Annotated in this window: 15 protein-coding genes; 6 read left to right on the top strand and 9 right to left on the bottom strand. The window is 67.1% G+C overall.

Annotation, left to right across the window (positions count from 1 at the left end; translation table 11 throughout):
- Positions 1-30: 30 nt before the first annotated feature.
- Together cysC and CUJ89_RS21875 are read right to left on the bottom strand one after the other, a co-directional pair.
- Positions 31-612: an adenylyl-sulfate kinase gene (gene cysC, locus CUJ89_RS21880; RefSeq protein ID WP_236655055.1), complete on the bottom strand. Its 582-nt coding sequence runs from the start codon at positions 610-612 to the stop codon at positions 31-33.
- Between the two features lie 65 nt (positions 613-677).
- On the bottom strand, positions 678-1,850 hold the full coding sequence (locus tag CUJ89_RS21875) for a TIGR03032 family protein (RefSeq protein WP_114179528.1): 1,173 nt from the start codon (positions 1,848-1,850) through the stop codon (positions 678-680).
- Positions 1,851-2,552: 702 nt separating this feature from the next.
- Between CUJ89_RS21875 and CUJ89_RS21870 the strand changes: the two genes are divergently transcribed.
- On the top strand, positions 2,553-3,116 hold the full coding sequence (locus CUJ89_RS21870) for a hypothetical protein (protein ID WP_114179527.1): 564 nt from the start codon (positions 2,553-2,555) through the stop codon (positions 3,114-3,116).
- 32 nt (positions 3,117-3,148) lie between these two features.
- A complete protein-coding gene (gene gspK, locus CUJ89_RS21865) occupies positions 3,149-4,144 on the top strand; it encodes a type II secretion system minor pseudopilin GspK (RefSeq protein ID WP_114181497.1) in 996 nt (331 codons plus the stop codon).
- Positions 4,145-4,217: 73 nt separating this feature from the next.
- On the opposite strand, the gene CUJ89_RS21860 is transcribed toward gspK, so the two are convergent.
- Positions 4,218-5,858 carry a type II toxin-antitoxin system Phd/YefM family antitoxin gene (locus tag CUJ89_RS21860; protein ID WP_114179526.1) on the bottom strand — a complete coding sequence of 547 codons (1,641 nt, stop codon included), beginning with the start codon at positions 5,856-5,858 and terminating at the stop codon, positions 4,218-4,220.
- A 182-nt stretch (positions 5,859-6,040) separates the two neighbouring features.
- Between CUJ89_RS21860 and CUJ89_RS21855 the strand changes: the two genes are divergently transcribed.
- Entirely contained in the window at positions 6,041-6,865 is an 825-nt protein-coding gene (locus tag CUJ89_RS21855) for a hypothetical protein (protein WP_114179525.1), read from the top strand.
- Positions 6,866-7,136: 271 nt separating this feature from the next.
- Here CUJ89_RS21855 and CUJ89_RS21850 read toward each other — a convergent pair whose 3' ends face one another.
- The 5 genes from CUJ89_RS21850 to gspH form a co-directional block, all read right to left on the bottom strand.
- Positions 7,137-7,397 (bottom strand): FecR/PupR family sigma factor regulator, encoded by a 261-nt coding sequence (locus tag CUJ89_RS21850; RefSeq protein ID WP_236655053.1) that lies wholly within the window; start codon positions 7,395-7,397, stop codon positions 7,137-7,139.
- A gap of 259 nt (positions 7,398-7,656) precedes the next feature.
- Positions 7,657-8,652 (bottom strand): FecR family protein, encoded by a 996-nt coding sequence (locus CUJ89_RS21845; RefSeq protein WP_114181496.1) that lies wholly within the window; start codon positions 8,650-8,652, stop codon positions 7,657-7,659.
- An 11-nt stretch (positions 8,653-8,663) separates the two neighbouring features.
- Positions 8,664-9,215: an RNA polymerase sigma factor gene (locus CUJ89_RS21840; RefSeq protein WP_114179523.1), complete on the bottom strand. Its 552-nt coding sequence runs from the start codon at positions 9,213-9,215 to the stop codon at positions 8,664-8,666.
- Between the two features lie 6 nt (positions 9,216-9,221).
- On the bottom strand, positions 9,222-9,968 hold the full coding sequence (locus CUJ89_RS21835; protein ID WP_114179522.1) for a secretin and TonB N-terminal domain-containing protein: 747 nt from the start codon (positions 9,966-9,968) through the stop codon (positions 9,222-9,224).
- Positions 9,969-10,155: 187 nt separating this feature from the next.
- Positions 10,156-10,683: a type II secretion system minor pseudopilin GspH gene (gspH, locus tag CUJ89_RS21830; protein ID WP_114179521.1), complete on the bottom strand. Its 528-nt coding sequence runs from the start codon at positions 10,681-10,683 to the stop codon at positions 10,156-10,158.
- A gap of 61 nt (positions 10,684-10,744) precedes the next feature.
- Here gspH and CUJ89_RS21825 point away from each other — a divergent pair, with 61 nt between their 5' ends.
- Positions 10,745-11,191 carry a type II secretion system protein N gene (locus tag CUJ89_RS21825; RefSeq protein ID WP_114179520.1) on the top strand — a complete coding sequence of 149 codons (447 nt, stop codon included), beginning with the start codon at positions 10,745-10,747 and terminating at the stop codon, positions 11,189-11,191.
- Positions 11,192-11,202: 11 nt separating this feature from the next.
- Here the strand turns inward: CUJ89_RS21825 and gspF are convergent, their stop codons facing one another.
- Positions 11,203-12,420, bottom strand: coding sequence for a type II secretion system inner membrane protein GspF (gene gspF / locus CUJ89_RS21820; RefSeq protein WP_114179519.1), 1,218 nt, complete (start codon positions 12,418-12,420; stop codon positions 11,203-11,205).
- 689 nt (positions 12,421-13,109) lie between these two features.
- Here gspF and CUJ89_RS21815 point away from each other — a divergent pair.
- Positions 13,110-14,402 (top strand): substrate-binding domain-containing protein, encoded by a 1,293-nt coding sequence (locus tag CUJ89_RS21815; protein WP_114179518.1) that lies wholly within the window; start codon positions 13,110-13,112, stop codon positions 14,400-14,402.
- 169 nt (positions 14,403-14,571) lie between these two features.
- A complete protein-coding gene (locus CUJ89_RS21810) occupies positions 14,572-15,867 on the top strand; it encodes a substrate-binding domain-containing protein (protein ID WP_114179517.1) in 1,296 nt (431 codons plus the stop codon).
- The last annotated feature ends 79 nt before the right edge of the window (positions 15,868-15,946 follow it).

Below are 15,946 nucleotides of genomic sequence, written 5' to 3'. Positions count from 1 at the left end.
GCAATGCTTTTCCCGCTCTTCGATTCGAACTCAGCCGTAACGTCCCTGCACCGGCCGCGTATCCGCCGGACAAACAAACTGCGTGCACGCGAATCGCATCAGCGTATCGACGCACATCGCGAGCGACGACCGACCTGTGTCGATCGTGAGATCGGCTTTCACTGGCGGCTCGTACGGCGACGAAACGCCCGTGAATTCCGGCAGCGCGCCGCACCGCGCCTTCGCATACAGCCCTTTGGGGTCCCGCGCCTCGCAGCAGGCCAGCGGCGTACTCACATGAACTTCGCGAAATGCCGGCCCCACGATCGATCTGGCTGCGTCGCGCATCGCCGCAAACGGCGAAATGACCGAGACGATCGCGAGTGCTCCGGATTCGCTTGTCAGCGACGCGACTTCGGCGATGCGCCGCACGTTCTCGAAGCGGTCGTGCACCGTAAAGCCGAGATCCCGATTCAGTCCCGCCCGCAACCGATCGCCATCGAGCACCACCGGATGCACACATCGTTCGCGCAGCCGCACCGCCAGCGCATCGGCCAGCGTTGTCTTGCCCGCACCCGACAGTCCCGTGAGCCACAGCACCCCGCCCGCCCACTGCGGCGACGCGCCGGACACCGCATGAGTCCCGTCTACCGATAAGGACGAAACGACGCCGGAAAACCCGCAACAATCGATCTTCATCACGCTCGCCCGCCAGCGTTCGCGGGCTCGTCGTCCTCGCGCGGACGCGTCTGCCAGAAGCCGCCCTGCATCGTCACGATCGACGGCGCCTCGGCCCATTGATGCGGGCTCAGGATTTCGGCACGCCGCACGTTCGGGAGCACCTGCACGTCGAAGATCTCGTCGACGCCATTGAAGAACTGAAGGATGCCGAGCACATCGCCGCTGTTCGCGTCGAGCGCGGCAACCCCCGCGACCAGCACGTCCGATTCGCTTTCAATCGGCAACCCCTGCGGACCGCGTTTGTCGCGCAGCTTCGACAGTCCGACGAACAGCACGCCGCCGTATTCCGCGAGACCGTGCGTAAAGCCCGGCAGCTTCGCGAGCACACGTCGCGCGCCCGATTGCGGATCGATCTGCAGCACGTGGCCGCGGCCGCCTTCGAGCACGTGCAGGCGCCCGCCGATCACACGCGGCGAATGCGGCATCGACAGCCCCGACGCGACGATCCGGCCAGACGGCACCTCCATCACGATGCCGCCGCCGGCCATCCCGCCCCGCCAGCCGAACGGCTCGTCGCTCATCCCGAGCGCGGTCGCGAACCGCACCTTGCCGTCGGCAAACGCCATGCCGTTGAGGTGGCAGCGATCGTCGGGCGCCGTCGCCGTCACGAACGGCGGCTGCCAGATCGGCGTGAAGTTGAAATAGCCGTCGATCACGCTGATGCATGAATAGCGCGTATTGACCGCGAGCAGGACGTGCTTGTCGAACGCCATGTCGTGCAGGTCGAGATCGCCGGTGTAGTAGGACATGCGCGGCACGAACATCGCGTCGTAGTGATCGGGGCGAGCGGGATAGTGCGGCGCGAGCGTCGACACGTTCGCGAACACCATCAGTTCGTGCATCGTCGCGACCGCGAGCCGATTGCCGGACACGGCCATCCCCATCGAGCGCGGCAACAGGCACGCGGACAGCGTTGGGATGCCGCCGTCGACGCCGATTACCGCCACGCCGGACGGGCGGCGGCTGACGGCCAGCGAACACTTGAGCGCCTCGAGCACCTGCAGGAAGCGCCCCGTATCGCGCAGATTGATGACCGGCGACAGCGCTTCCGCTTCCCGCGCCGATACGTCGTCCGGCGCCGCGCCGCTAGCATCGTCTGGCCGGTTTTCCTCGAACTGTTCCACTGTCATGCACCTGTCGGCTTCACGCCGTCCGATGAGAAAAATGCGCGTGTCCGCGTTCGCCCGCCCGCCGACCCGACGCATGTGCATCGGTCGCGAACGGGGCCGCGTACGGCGCACCCAATCGCAGCTCCCACCTACCTAGACGGAACGAAGCGCGCATTGCCGCAATGTTTTTTTTGCGTAACGTCGACCGACCTGCCGCCACGGGCAAACGGTCGACGCAACCGGCCCGCGTATGCCCCGAACGATGCACCGGCATGCCGTGCGACCGACGAGGCGCGGACTGCAATGCGCGCGCAGCCGACCCCTCGCGCGAAGCTCGCGAGACGCGGCGCATGACCTTGCGTGGCCCCCGTTTCGTGTGCGTGTCGTCGCCCGGCCGATATCCGGCTCTTCGGCGGCCCGCACTCGCGCACGGACCACCGGCAAACGTGTCGCCGTCTTGCTGGTCAACGCGCGAAAACGCGACGCGCGAGCGTGCAGCCCGACAATCCTCGGGTTTCAACCGGGAAGTTTTTGTGACATTCCACTGAAGATATGCACGAAACGCACGCGAAACCCGGCCCGGGATCGCCGAGACCGTTTACGCACCGTGGACTCGCGATGCGCAGCGCGGCAAATCGCCGGCACGCACGAAATCCTGCGGCTTGCGACCGCCCGCTTCGTCCTAGCTATTGAGAAGGGAAAACATCCACGACAGGACGATCCATGTCACTCGCCACGATGCTCGTACGGTGGCTCGCCGGACGATTGTCCGGCGCCGTCGGAACGCCGGGCCGGCTGCTTCCGCCCGCCGCTGATGCAGCGCCGAATCCGCCGCTGCGCTGGCGCACGCCCTGGCTCGCGTGGCAACTGCTGTCGTGGACCGTGCTGACGCTGCTCGCTCCACCGATCTTGATGATCGGCACGCTGCTGCTGATCAATCCGTCGAGCGACCAGCCTTTGTTCTGGGGGCTCGCCATGGCGATCGTGCCCGTCGCAAACGGGGTCGCGATCGTCGCGACGAACCAGCGGCATCACCGCACGCCGTTCACGCGGCGCCCGGCGGTCGCGCTGCACATGTTCGGGATCGCGATGATCGCCGGCTGCACGCTGTTCGTGCTGCTGCTGTGGCGTTCGCACACTATCGCCAGCCTCGTCGGCCCGCTTGCGGCCGACGGCATGCATCCCGCGACGCTCGCGTGCTGGGTAGCGGGGCTCGCCGCACTGTTCGGCGTCACGTCATCTGCGCATGCGAGCATCGCGCATGCGTGGCTGGCGTTCGAGGTCTGAGCGCGCCGCGCCGACACTGCGGGGGCATGCGGATGGTTCGATACGGGACAGGAAGGACCGTGCGCGCGCAACGCGAACGCGGAATCGCGATCGTGATGGTGCTGCTCGTCGTCGCGCTGGCGGCCACGCTCGCGGCCAGCGTGCTGTGGCGCCAGCAGGTCGCGACGCGCGACGTCGAAAACCAGCGGCTCGCGACGCAGACGATGTGGGTCGAGCGCGCCGCGGTGGAATGGGCGCGCGCGACGCTGCGCGCGCAGAGCGCGACGTCGAACGTCACGTTCGTCGGCCAGCCCTGGTCGTCGCCGGTCGCCGACGTGCAGCTCTCGGACCTGCTGCCGTCCGACGCGCTGGCGGTCAACGCCGAACTGTCGCGCGCGTGGATCTCGGGCAGCGTCGAGGATGCGCAGGCGCGCTTCAACCTGATGAACCTCGTGTCGCGCGTCGCGCCCGGCAAGCCGTGGCAGGCCAACGGCGAAGGCGTGCTGGCGTACCGGCGGCTGCTCGGCCAGCTGTCGCTCGAACCTGCGCTCGCGCAGCAGACGGCCGACTACATGCTGCGCTCGCTGCGCGACGCGAACGGCCCCGGCGGGTGGCCGCTGCAGCTCGTATCCGTCGACGATCTTGCGCGCATCCCCGGCTACGACGCGCATGCGATCGATACGCTCGCACCGTTCGTGACGGTGCTGCCCGACCTCACGGTCGTCAACGCGAACACCGCGGCCGAACCCGTGCTCGTCGCCGCGATTCCGACGCTGTCGCGCAGCCAGGCGAAGCGGCTCGTCGACCGGCGCGCCACCGCGTATTTCGTCAGCACCGGCGACATCGCCGAATACCTGCTGCCCGCACCGGACGGCAATCCGACGCTGCCGGACGGCTCGGCCGTCGGCGTGACCAGCGGCTACTTCATCGTGCATTGCCGCGTGCATTCCGCACGCATCAACGCGCGCGTCGACACGCTGATCGCGCGCTACGGTAGCGGAAATTTCGCGTGGACGTCGGTCATCTGGGTGCGTCGACTCACGAGTTGAAGCCGGATGCGGCGTGTGCCTGCGTGGCTGCCGGCAACGACCGTCACCAGCCCGCATCCCGCATCGGCACCCGCTAATTCAGCGACGATTCGCTCAACACGACCGGGCGCACACCCTGCGCCGCCGCATCGAACGACAGCCGCGTGAGGCTCGTCTCGCGCACCTCGCCGAGCAGCCGGTTCCAGTCGTCGATCGATACGAGCAGCGCGATCGGCCGGTTGTACTTGGTGACCATCACGAGTGCCTCGCCGGCGTGCCGCAGCGCCTTCGACGGATTGCTGCTGAAGTCGCGCGTCGCCATCGCGATCGTGCGCAAGCTGAACACGTTCGCGGCCGGATCGTCGCCGTCGTCGTGCATCAGGTGCTCGAGCGTGGCCGCGCGCAGCAGCGCCTGCGACTTCGCGGACAGCCGTTGCTCGCGACGCCGGCGCCGTTCGCTGCGCGGATCGACATGCACGGCGAGCATTCGCACGATCTGGCCAAGCGCCGTCGCGGGCAACTGGTCGTAACGCGCCCACCACTCGGGCGGCAGCGCGATCATCATCCCCGCATAGGTGGCCGTCACGCCGTCGGCGATCAGCGACGGCAGGCGCTCGACGTCGCGCGCGTCGAGATCGAGCGCACCGCCGACGACGCGCGTCATCACGCTGAACGCGTTGTACGCGAACGCCGCGATCCCGCTCGCCAGCAACGCCGCGCGCGCAGGCACGGCGCCGAACGGCGCGCCGCTCGTCACGGGCTCGAGCGGCAGCGGCAACGCGTCGCGCCAGCACCGGCACGACAGCTGCACGACCTGCAACGCGTCGAACTGCGCGGCCGGCAGATCGGTCAGCAGCGCGACGGTTTCGCCGAGATCGCCAGCCGCATCGGCGCGGCGCCATTCGATCCGCCGAAACGCGCCCGACACACCACCGTCGCCGGCCATGCCGACCGGCTGCTCGACTACCCGCCCGTCGTCGAGCACGCCGGCTTCCCGCCAGTCGCCAAGCGGGCGGCACGCGGCCGGGCGGCCGTATTCGCGCACGACGAACGCGCCACCGCGGCGCGGCCAGCCGGACAGGATCGCGTCCGTATCGAAGCGCCCGTCGACGATCCACAGCTCGCCGGGCCTGACCGTTTCGAGCAGCGCGCCGACGAATGCGTGCTCATGCGACCGGCCGCGCTCGTAAGGCAGCAGGTCGACGATCATCCCGAGATCGGGATCGTAGACCGGCAGGACGCGAGTACCGCCCGCGGCAGCATCGTGCGCGGGGTCGTCACATGCGCGTCCGCAGCCGCAACCGTCGGCCCGGGGCGCGCATGCGTCGCCCACACCCTCCAGCACGCGCAGCCGCATCCCGTCGACTGCGCGCACGCCGTCGACGGTGCGCACCGACGCGACGGGCAGCAGCAGTTCGACGCTGTCCTTCGCCAGCGCGCGCCCCCAGCCGGACCGCCACCGGCTCATGCAGTCGTGCAGCGCCGTCACGGCAGCGCCAAACCCCGGTGCAGCCGCACCGGCTGCATCCGGCATCCGCTGCCACGCGGCAATCGCCGCGATCGCGTCGACGGCCAGCGCGAACAGTGCCTCGCGGGTCGACTCGCCGTCGGGTTCGTCACCGGCGTCTGTCGCGGCGCCGATCCAGTCGTCGTGCAGCGCGCACTGCAGCACGAGCCGTGTCATGATCGTCATCGGGCTCCGCTCGACAAAGCGTTCCACGATCGTGCGCATCATCGGGTTACCCCACACTGTCTAGTTGATGGCGCGGGCCGTCGTAGCGGCATGCGCACGCGTGCGTCGCGCTGCGCTCGCACTTGACGGCGCGCTGTCGACGCCGCAGCATCGTGGGCGACCGGATCCGCGCGACGACGCGCCGTCGCGGTGGTCCGCCCGCAATCGATGCACGAGGCACCGGCATGTACGTAGATCCACGCGTGGCGCACGGCCGCGCCCGGTTCGACCTGAGCGGCTCGCCGCGGCTCGTCGCCGACGAGCGCCGCTGGGAAATCAGCGACATCGTCACGCGCGGCCTCGACGATTTCGCGGGCGTGCGCAACCGCCGCAACCTGATGCGGCTGCTCGAACGCCAGATCGCGCCGAAGCTCGCGCGCCTCGGGCTCGAGCCGTACGTCGGCGCACTCGGTCACGCCGAAGGGCTGTTCGTCAACTTCTCGACGATGAGCGCCGAGCACGGCCTGCGCGAATTCCAGCTGCAATTGACGGTGCCCGACCTCGTGCTGCGCAGCTTCGCGTCGAACGCGATCCGGCCGCATGCGGTCGCGCGCTGCATGCAGCGCAACGGTGTGATGTCGCTCGCGGAAATCGAGCACGAAACGCGCATCGCGTTCGTCGCGGCGCGCGTGATGCGCTCGCTCGCACTCGCGGAAGGCTGGCAGCAGATCGGCGTGCCGACGCCGCACGGGCTGTTCGTCGGCACGCTGACCGAAGCGCACGACGTCGCGATGAACACCTATTTCCGGCCCGGCGACAACGATCGCCCGTCGCGCTGGAGCGGCTTCTCGGCCGTCTTCTCGACGATGCCGGACTGGCGCCCGGGACAGGTCCGGCACGGCGGCGAACTGCTGCAATGGATGGTCAACCATATCGTGGCCTTGCAAGAATCCGCACCGTTCGTCGAACGCTTTCCGTTTCTGCGCGAGCCGCTGCGCGACGCCGGCGATCCGCTCGACGCCGCGTGGAGCGGCGCACGTGCCGGCCTGCAGCACGGGTCGCCCTCCTGAATCGTGACGTCGGGCTTGCGTGGTCGAGTCGGCAAAACCAACACCTCGCCGCACACCGGCCACCGTGCGTGAACGGTGATCCGGGAGCCAACCGCGGCTCCCGGCCCCCGCCTCACAGCCCCCTCACTGCCCCTCTGCACGGGTCCCTCGCTCTCTCATATACAAGGTCGAAGCGGGCCCGCCTAACCCGCAGACTTTCTTGCGACGCCCGCGCGTTGCGATGTGCAAGCCATTCCAATGCGCGCAAATCCGAACTGCACCGCTCGCCGCGTCAATGCGTGCGCGTCGACCCGCCCGGCGCACCCGGCTCCTGGCGGCCGACCGTCTCCAGCACGGCCCACATCCAGATCAGCTCGCGGACCGTGCGCGCATGCTCGTCGCTCTGCGCGCGCCAGCGCCCGAACGCGTCGAGTTCGTGTTCCGTCGTGTCGCCCGCGCGCAGCCACAGCAGCCAGCGCACCGCGCCCTCGCGGATCGCGTCGGCGCGCGTGTTCGCGTCGCCGGAATCCGTATCCCGTTGCAATTCGTTCATAATCACGCCACCGCCCGAAGCTCCATCGACACACATCCCCCGCACCGCGCATCGCTGCGCGGCCGGGGCGCTTGCCACCCACGCCTCGGGTCCGACGACGCACCACCGGGCCGCCGTTGACGGCAGCCCGGCGTTTGCCGGCCCTCATGGATAAGGTCGTATCGAAGGGACGTAACCCGCAGCGCGCGGGCAGCCCGGAAGCAGGCGGAGGAGCCGCCTGGCGGAGAAAGGAAGGAAGGAGGAAAGCGCGGGAAGCCGCTCAGCTCAGCAGCACGATGTTGCCGGGCAGACGCGTGATATGCGCACCATACAGGCGGCCGACCATGTCGATCACGTCGTCGAGCCGCGTGATCGGGAACTGCGCCTGCATCCGGTTCGCGCCGAGCGACGCGCTGCGCAGGATGACCTTGCCGCGCCGGTAGCGGTTGATCTCGTCGACGACATCTGCAAGCGGCACGCCGTTGAACACCAGCATGCCACGCCGCCATGCGCTGACCGCGCCCGGATCGATCCGCGACACGGGTTGCACGCCGCGATCGTCGTAGACGATCTGATCGTCGGCCTTCAGCATGCGCGCGCCGCGCGGATGCTGGAGCGCCACCGTGCCGGACAGGCAGGTCACGCAGACCTGCGCGCCCGTGCGCCGCACATTGAAGCGCGCGATGGTCGCCTGCATGCGGCCGCCGCCCGCGACCACCGTGACCGGCTGGATCGGCGTCGCGCGGCCGGCCGGCGGCACGGCCGCATCGATCTCCGCTTCGCCCGCGACGACTTCGACGCCGTGCGCGGCATCGCTCGCGGGCAGCACGTCGACGCGCGTCTGCGTGTTCAGCTCCACCGTCACGCGCGACGACAGCGCGACGCTGCGCTGCTCGCCGGTGCCCGTGTGGTAATCGGCCGCGAGATCGCCGAGCGAAGGCCACAACTGCATCGGCGGGCGCAGCGCGAGCCACGACGCGCCGGCCGCGACCGCGAAGCCGATGAACGCGCGCCGCCCGGTGCGCATCGTGCGCTCGCGCTTTGCAACATTTGCCCAGGCAGCGGCCGTGCGCTCCTCGTGCGCGAGCTCGGTCGCGGCCGTGCGCAGCGAGCTCCAGGTGTCGCGCAGCAGATCGGCCGCCTGCGGACGATCGGCGCACCAGCGCTCGAACGCGTCCGCTTCGGCCTGGCTCGCGTCCCCCGAGCGCAGACGCAGCAGCCACGCACTCGCTTCGTCGAGTTCGTCGTGGGCAGGTTCGGCCTGGGCTTTCGTCATCGTCCGGATGCTCAAAATTTGCGCGGGCCGCCTCGCGAACCCGTGTACGGATCACCGTCTTCTTCCTGCATGCGCTGCAGGCAGTACTTCATCGCCGCGCTCAGCTCGCTTTCGACGAGTCGCAGCGAAATACCGAAATGCTCGGCGATCTCGCGGTTCAACAGGCCGTCCACGCGGGCGGCCAGCAGGATCGCACGGCGCCGCGGCGGCAGGCCGCGCAGCACGTCCTTCAGCGTATCGACCTTGCGGCGCGCCGCGACGATACGCTCGGGATCGGCCAGTTCGTCGGGCATCTCGAGCAGCGTCTCGACATCGTCGTCGTGCAGATGCCGTCGTTCGCGGCGATGCTGGTCGATCGCGACATTGTTCGCCATCCCGAGTATATAGGCGTCCGCATTCGTCACCTGCGTGGAGACGTTTGCGTTCTCGAGACGCAGCCAGGTTTCGTGCAGCGCGTCGGCGGCGCCGTCCTTCGACCCCGTCACGCGTTCGAGACGCCTGACGAGATACGCATAGCGCGTCGCCAGCAGATTCCGGAGCCCGGTGCGGTTGCTGTCGGACATCGCGGGCTAGCCCCGCACCGCCGGCTGCGGCGCCGGACAACGGAAATGCACGCCGTTGCCGGCCGGCCGCAGCAGGATCGTGACCGGCTGCGGCAGATCCGCCGGCGGCGCATCGCCCAGCTTCAGCGCGCGCAGCGCGTGCATCACCGCCGCGTCGCGGGCGGCCGAACCGCTCGATGCCACCATGTTGACCGCCACCACCGCCCCCCTGTTGTCGATGCGCACCTGCGCGACGAGTCGATAGCTGCCCGGCACCGCCGCCGGCTGCGTGCACAGCGCATCGATCAGATGCGCCTGCAGCAGGCCCGCGAACGCGCGCCGCTCGCCGGAATCGCCGATCCCGTCGATCGGCAGCGCGGCGTCCACCGGCGTGTCGACCGGCGCAGGCGCCGTCTCGGCTACCGATTGCGCGACGATGATCGCTTCGTCCGGACGCGAGAATTCCGCACGCAACCCCGTTCCGGCCAGCATCCGCTCAAGCGCGTCGCGCGGCACGAAATCGCCCTGCACCGGCGCACTCGTGCGCCCGTCGAGCAGCGGCGCCGGCGCCAGCACGATCAGCTCGGTGATCCGCGCGAAGTCCTGCAAGGTCTTCGCGAGCGGCTGCGCGGGCAGATCGAAATGCGCCACGCTGCCCGGCTGGCGGCCGATGGAACCGGTCTCCTGTGCCTGTACGCCGCGCATGCAAAGCACGACGAACGCGAGCCACGCGACGAGCGCCAGGACACCGGTCGGCGCCCGTGAACGAGTCATGAATCCCTGGACGGAAGTGGAGTTGCACGCTGCGGGCCGGAACGCGAACCCCCGTTAGCGGTTCGGCCGCAAGCGAACGACAGATTGTGAGCGGGCACTGTGACAGTCAGGTGAACCGTGCAGCGACGCGAATCAATGCGATGCACCACTTTCGCGCGCCACGCGTTCATCGCACGCCGCACGCTGCTCACGGCCTGCGCACGACGAAGTTGCCGATGCCCGTGCCGACGACCGCCATCCGCACATCGCCGGACCACAGCGTGATCGTCACCGGCACGTCGATGCTTTCGCTGCCCAGCACGATGCGCGACGGTGCGTCGTCGCCACCCGTGTAACGCACCGACAAGGCCGTCACCTCGGTGCCCCAGCGGCGCGCGCGATACAGGTCGTCCGTCATCGGCACCCACGCACCATTTTCCGTGCGCTGCACAAACCGGTAGCCACCGCCTACCGGCTGCCACGCGATCGGCATCGACCGCACCTGTGCTTCGTCGCCAGCCGATTCGAGCAGGTTCGCGAGGCGCTGTGCCTCCTCGGCGAGATCGGTGCGGCGATTGCGCGACGGCGCGAGCGTGACGACCGCGACCAGCAGCCCGACGATCAAGAGTACGACGAGCATCTCCAGCAGCGTGAAGCCGCGTTGCGTGCGACGGTGCGCGTGTTCGCGCGATCGTTTCGCATGCAACGTTCTGGTTTCGTCGTGGCCCGTCATCATGCATTCACCCTTGCATCAAAGAATGGAAACCCTCTTCTGTCCATCGCGCCGACCTGTCGCCATGAAACCGCTCGCCCTGCTCCGCACCGTTCCGTCCCGTGTCGATCTCCTGCCGTTCGTCGCGACGCTCGCTTCCGGTGCGGCACTCGTCGCCGTATCGCTGTGGGCCGTGCGTTTGCTGAGTGCGTCCGATGCGCCGGCTCCCGTGCATGTCGCGCCGCCCGCAACGTTCGACGTCACCGCGAGCGCGCAACTCTTCGGCGCGAAGCCCGACAACGGCCGCGACACGATCCAGTTGCTCGGCGTACTCGCGTTCGATGCGCGCCGCGCGGCCGCGATCGTCAGCGTCGGCGGGGAAGCGTCGCGCGTCGTGTCGCTCGGCTCGGCGATCGGCGAAGCCGCGAAGCTCGCCGAGGTTCGTGCTCGCTCGATCGTCGTCGACCGAAACGGCCTGCAACGCGAGATCGCACTGCCCGCCACGGAGAAGGCGAACGCGTTCGTGCGCTGAACGGCGGCGCTTCACTGCACCATGTTGTTCAACTCGATGATCGGCATCATTACCGCGAGCACGATCACGAGCACCACGCCGCCCATCGCGAGAATCAGCAGCGGCTCCAGCAGGCTCGTCAGGAACATTGTGCGGCGTTCCAGCTCGCGTGATTCGCCTTCGGACGCGCGGTCGAGCATCGTCGTCACGTCGCCGGTCGCCTCGCCCGAGCGGATCAGGTGCACGAGCACCGGCGGGAACGTCTTCGTATGAGCCAGCGCCCGCGACAGCGCCGACCCTTCCCGAACGCGCACGATCGCATCGTCGACGTTCGCGCTCATCGCGCGGTTCGACAGCGTCTCGCCGGCCGCCTGCAATGCACGCAGGATCGGCACGCCGGCCGCAGTGAGAATGCCGAGCGTGCTCGCGAAGCGCACCGTGTTGTAGCCGCGCACGAGCTTGCCCGCGAGCGGCGCGGTCAGCACCCAGTGATCGAACCTGAGCCGCGGCCCTTCCTGCGACAGCACCTTGCGGATCGCGAAGACGATCGCGACCGTCGCCAGGAGCGACGCCCACCACCAGTGCCGCACGAAATCGGACAACGCCATCATCACGACCGTCAGCGTCGGCAACTGCTGCTTCGTGCTGGTGAACACGTTCGCGACCTGCGGCACCACGTAGCTCAGCAGGAACGTGACGATGGCGAACGCGATCAGCATGACGATGCCCGGATACGTGAACGCAAGCAGGATCTTCTGCTTCAGCGCGTTGCTTTGTTCGATGTAATCCGCGAGACGCGACAGCACGACGCCGAGCTTGCCCGTGTGCTCGCCGGCCGCGACGAGCGCGCGGTAGATCTCCGGAAAATCGCGCGGATGCTGGCTCAATGCATTCGCGAACGAATGGCCGCCGACGACTTCCGCGCGGATCGACGCCATCAACTCGCGCAGGTATTCGCGTTCGGCCTGCTCGCTCAGCACCGACAGCGCTTCGTCGAGCGGCAGCCCCGCGACCAGCAGGCTCGCGAGCTGGCGCGTGAGGATCGCCTGCTCGCGCTGCGACAGCTTGCGGCCGAACGACAGGCGTTGATGACGCTCGCCGTGCAGGCGTTGTGCTGCCAGTTCGACGACGAGCGGCGTGAGCCCTTGCGTGCGCAACTGGCTGCGGCCCGAGCGTGCGCTGTCTGCTTCGAGCACGCCTTTCAGCGTGCGGCCGGTGGGATCGATCGCTTCGTAACGGAATGCCGACATGTCAGTGCCCTCTGCCCTCGTGTCACGCGTACGACTTTTTTCCGGCGATGTTGCATAACGGCGCCGGATGGAGTCGCCGGGGAAGACTAAGGAGCGAACCGGCGCAAATTTGTGACGAATGTTGGGCTACCTTTTTTGGCGGGCTTTATTACTTTAGATCGGTATTCTTATATTGGAAAAACGATTTCATTTCTGATAGCACCATCAATCATTCAAACATTAACGATCAGATACGCACCAATCAACGTTCTTTTATCAAACTCATTCAATCAATTTCAGGAAAATTTCAACAGATGACTCATTCGCCTCTGGAAGAAATGTTCCGTAGCATCCGCCACGAAACTGACTTGGAGTTGCGATAGCGCGGCACCGTATGCCGGGGGCCGTCCTCGTGACGTGCGGAAAGGTGCTCCAACGCCCCGCTCCAGGCCCGATCGAAGGCGCGCAGCGACGCTCCCCGGCGCAATCTCAACATCTGGGAATTCCGGTGCATGCCGAATGGCAGTCAAATCCTCGCTTTATCAATCCGAATAACGCAATGGCTTCTTTGGAGAAAATGTTACGCACCATTCGTTATGAAAAATTCACACGCGTTATTCGGATTTCCACCTACATTTACCCGGCGGTCCATAAGCATTCCAACCGCAGTAGCAGGGGTTCCCGTTTATCTTCGTCCAAGGAAATTTCTCATGAAATCCAGCAAGCGCAAGATCTGTCAAGTCCTCGCTCTCGTTGTTTCCGGTCTGGGCGCCACGGCCGCAATGGCCGCGGACATTCACGGCGGCGGTTCGTCGCTCGTCGCTCCGACCATCGGCGCGATCGGCAACACCGCGACCGAAATCGGCCTGTTCGGCACCGCCGAAGGCTCGTTCACGTATTTCTCGGTTGGTTCGGGCGCCGGCCAGAACGCGTTCCTGAACAACCAGCCGACGTACTTCGGTTCGACGGTCACGGGCACGGTCCACTTCGCGAACAGCGATGCGGCCCTGTCGACCACCCAACTCTCGTCGTACAAGGCCGGTCTCGGCACGACGAATGGCCCGCTGATCCAGATCCCGTACGTCGTCACGCCGATCACGGTGCCGGTCGTCAACGGGCCGGCCGTCACGAGCACGACGACCCCGCAAACGACGCCGGGTCAGGCGCACAGCATCGCGCTGAACGACGACGATCTGTGCGGCATCTTCTCGGGCAAGCTGACGAACTGGAACCAGGTCATCAATCCGGAAACGACCGCGGCCTATACGACGAACGCGCCGATCAAGGTGATCTACCGCTCGGACGGCAGCGGCACGACCGAACTGCTGACCCGCCACCTGGCTGCTGTCTGCACGACCGCCAACACGTCGACGGGCGTGACGTTCGTCGATTCGCTGACGTTCACGGCTTCGTTCCCGGGTGGTGCCGTACCGTCGAACTTCACCGCGGCTTCGGGCAGCGGCGGCGTGCGCAACGCGCTGTCGTCTTCCACCGGCGCTGCGGTCGCGTATCTGAGCCCGGACTACACGAACACGTTCCTTGCGCCCAAGAGCACGGTCGTGACGTCGGCCGGCGCGCTGCAGCTGCCGGTGGCCAGCCTCGTGAACGCGAAGAACGGCGTGTACTATGCGCCGACGTATGCGAGCGCGACGACTGCGCTCGGTACCGTTGCGCCCCCGAACAGCAAGCTCACCGCCAGCAGCCCGGCAGCCTGGGTGCCCGCTGCCGGCAACCCGGTTTCGGGCTATCCGGTTTCGGGTACGAGCCAGATCATCCTGAGCCAGTGCTATGCGGATGCGACGGTCAAGACGGCCGTGCATGACTTCCTGAACAACCACTACACGAACGCCAGCTTCGCATCGATCGTTCACGGCAACGGCTTCGACACGGTTCCGTCGACCTACCAGACGGCCATCTCGAACGACTTCCTGAGCAACGCGAGCACGTGGAACCTCGACATCGGCAACACGAGCGTTTGCACGGGTACGGTTACCGGTCGCTAAGCGCTATTCGGGCTGATTTTTGCCCGACGCAACTGCGCCCTTGGGAAACCGTGGGCGCAGTTTTTCTTTGCGCATGCAATCTGCGCTTCCCTTCGCCGCCAGCTCGAGCATCGCTTTCGAACATGTGGCGCACTTAGAATATCCGGTCGACACGACGGGAGAAAATCTTATGAAACTTCAACCACGCAGACTCTGCCGGATCATCGCGCTTCTCGTTTCCGGTCTGGGCGCCACGGCCGCGTTGGCCGCGCCGAACGTGCAAGGCGGCGGCTCGTCGCTCGTCGCTCCGGCCATCGGTAGGATCAGCAACACCGCAACCGAAATCGGCCTGTTCGGCACCGCCGAAGGCTCGTTCACGTACTTCTCGGTCGGCTCGGGCGCCGGTCAGAACGCATTCCTGAACAACCAGCCGACGTTCTTCGGCGCTGGCGTCACGGGCACGGTCCACTTCGCGAACAGCGATGCGGCCCTATCGACCGCCCAGCTCACGTCGTACAAGGCCGGTCTCGGTGCGACCAACGGCCCGCTGATCCAGATCCCGTACATCGTCACGCCGATCATGGTGCCGGTCGTCAATGGCCCGGCCGTGACGAGCACGACGACCCCGCAAACGACGCCGGGTCAGGCGCACAGCATCGCGCTGAACGACGACGATCTGTGCGGCATCTTCTCGGGCAAGCTGACGAACTGGAACCAGGTCACGAATCCGGAAACGACTGCGGTCTACACGACGAACGCGCCGATCAAGGTGATCTACCGCTCGGACGGTAGCGGCACGACCGAACTGCTGACCCGCCACCTGGCCGCTGTCTGCACGACCGCCAATACGGCGACAGGCGTGACGTTCGTCGACTCGCTGACGTTCACGGCTTCGTTCCCGGGCGGCATCCTACCGTCGAACTTCGTCGCGGCGTCGGGTGATGGCGGCGTGCATAGCGCGCTGACGTCGTCCACCGGTGCTGCGGTCGCGTACCTGAGCCCGGCCTATACGAACACGTTCCTCGCCCCGTCGAGCACGGTCGTAACGTCGGCCGGCGCGCTGCAACTGCCGGTGGCAAGCCTCGTGAACGCGAAGAACGGCGTGTACTATGCCCCGACGTATGCGAGCGCGACGACGGCACTCGGCACCGTCTCGCCACCGGTGGCCAAGGTCACCGCCTCAAACCCGGCCAATTGGGTGCCGAACACCGCCAACCCAGCGTCCGGTTATCCGGTTTCAGGTACGAGCCAAATCATTCTGAGCCAGTGCTATGCCGACGCGAACGTCAAGACGGCCGTGCATGACTTCCTGAACGCGCACTTCACGAACGCCAGCTTCGCGTCGATCGTCCACGGCAATGGCTTCGACACGGTTTCGTCGAGCTACCAGAGGGCCATCTCGAACGACTTCCTGAGCAACGCGAGCGGCTTCAACCTCGACATCGGCAACGCGAGCGTCTGCGCGGGTACGGTGGTCGGCCGCTAAGTCGCCGAGCTGACTTCCGGGATCCAAACGGCTGCGCCCCTGGGTCACCAGCGGCGCAGTTTCTTTTGGTCATCACCAG

This window comes from Burkholderia pyrrocinia (genome assembly GCF_003330765.1).
Classification (GTDB): domain Bacteria; phylum Pseudomonadota; class Gammaproteobacteria; order Burkholderiales; family Burkholderiaceae; genus Burkholderia; species Burkholderia pyrrocinia_B.
Note: the sequence above shows the minus strand (reverse complement) of the source record. Positions and strands in the feature narration are given on the sequence as shown.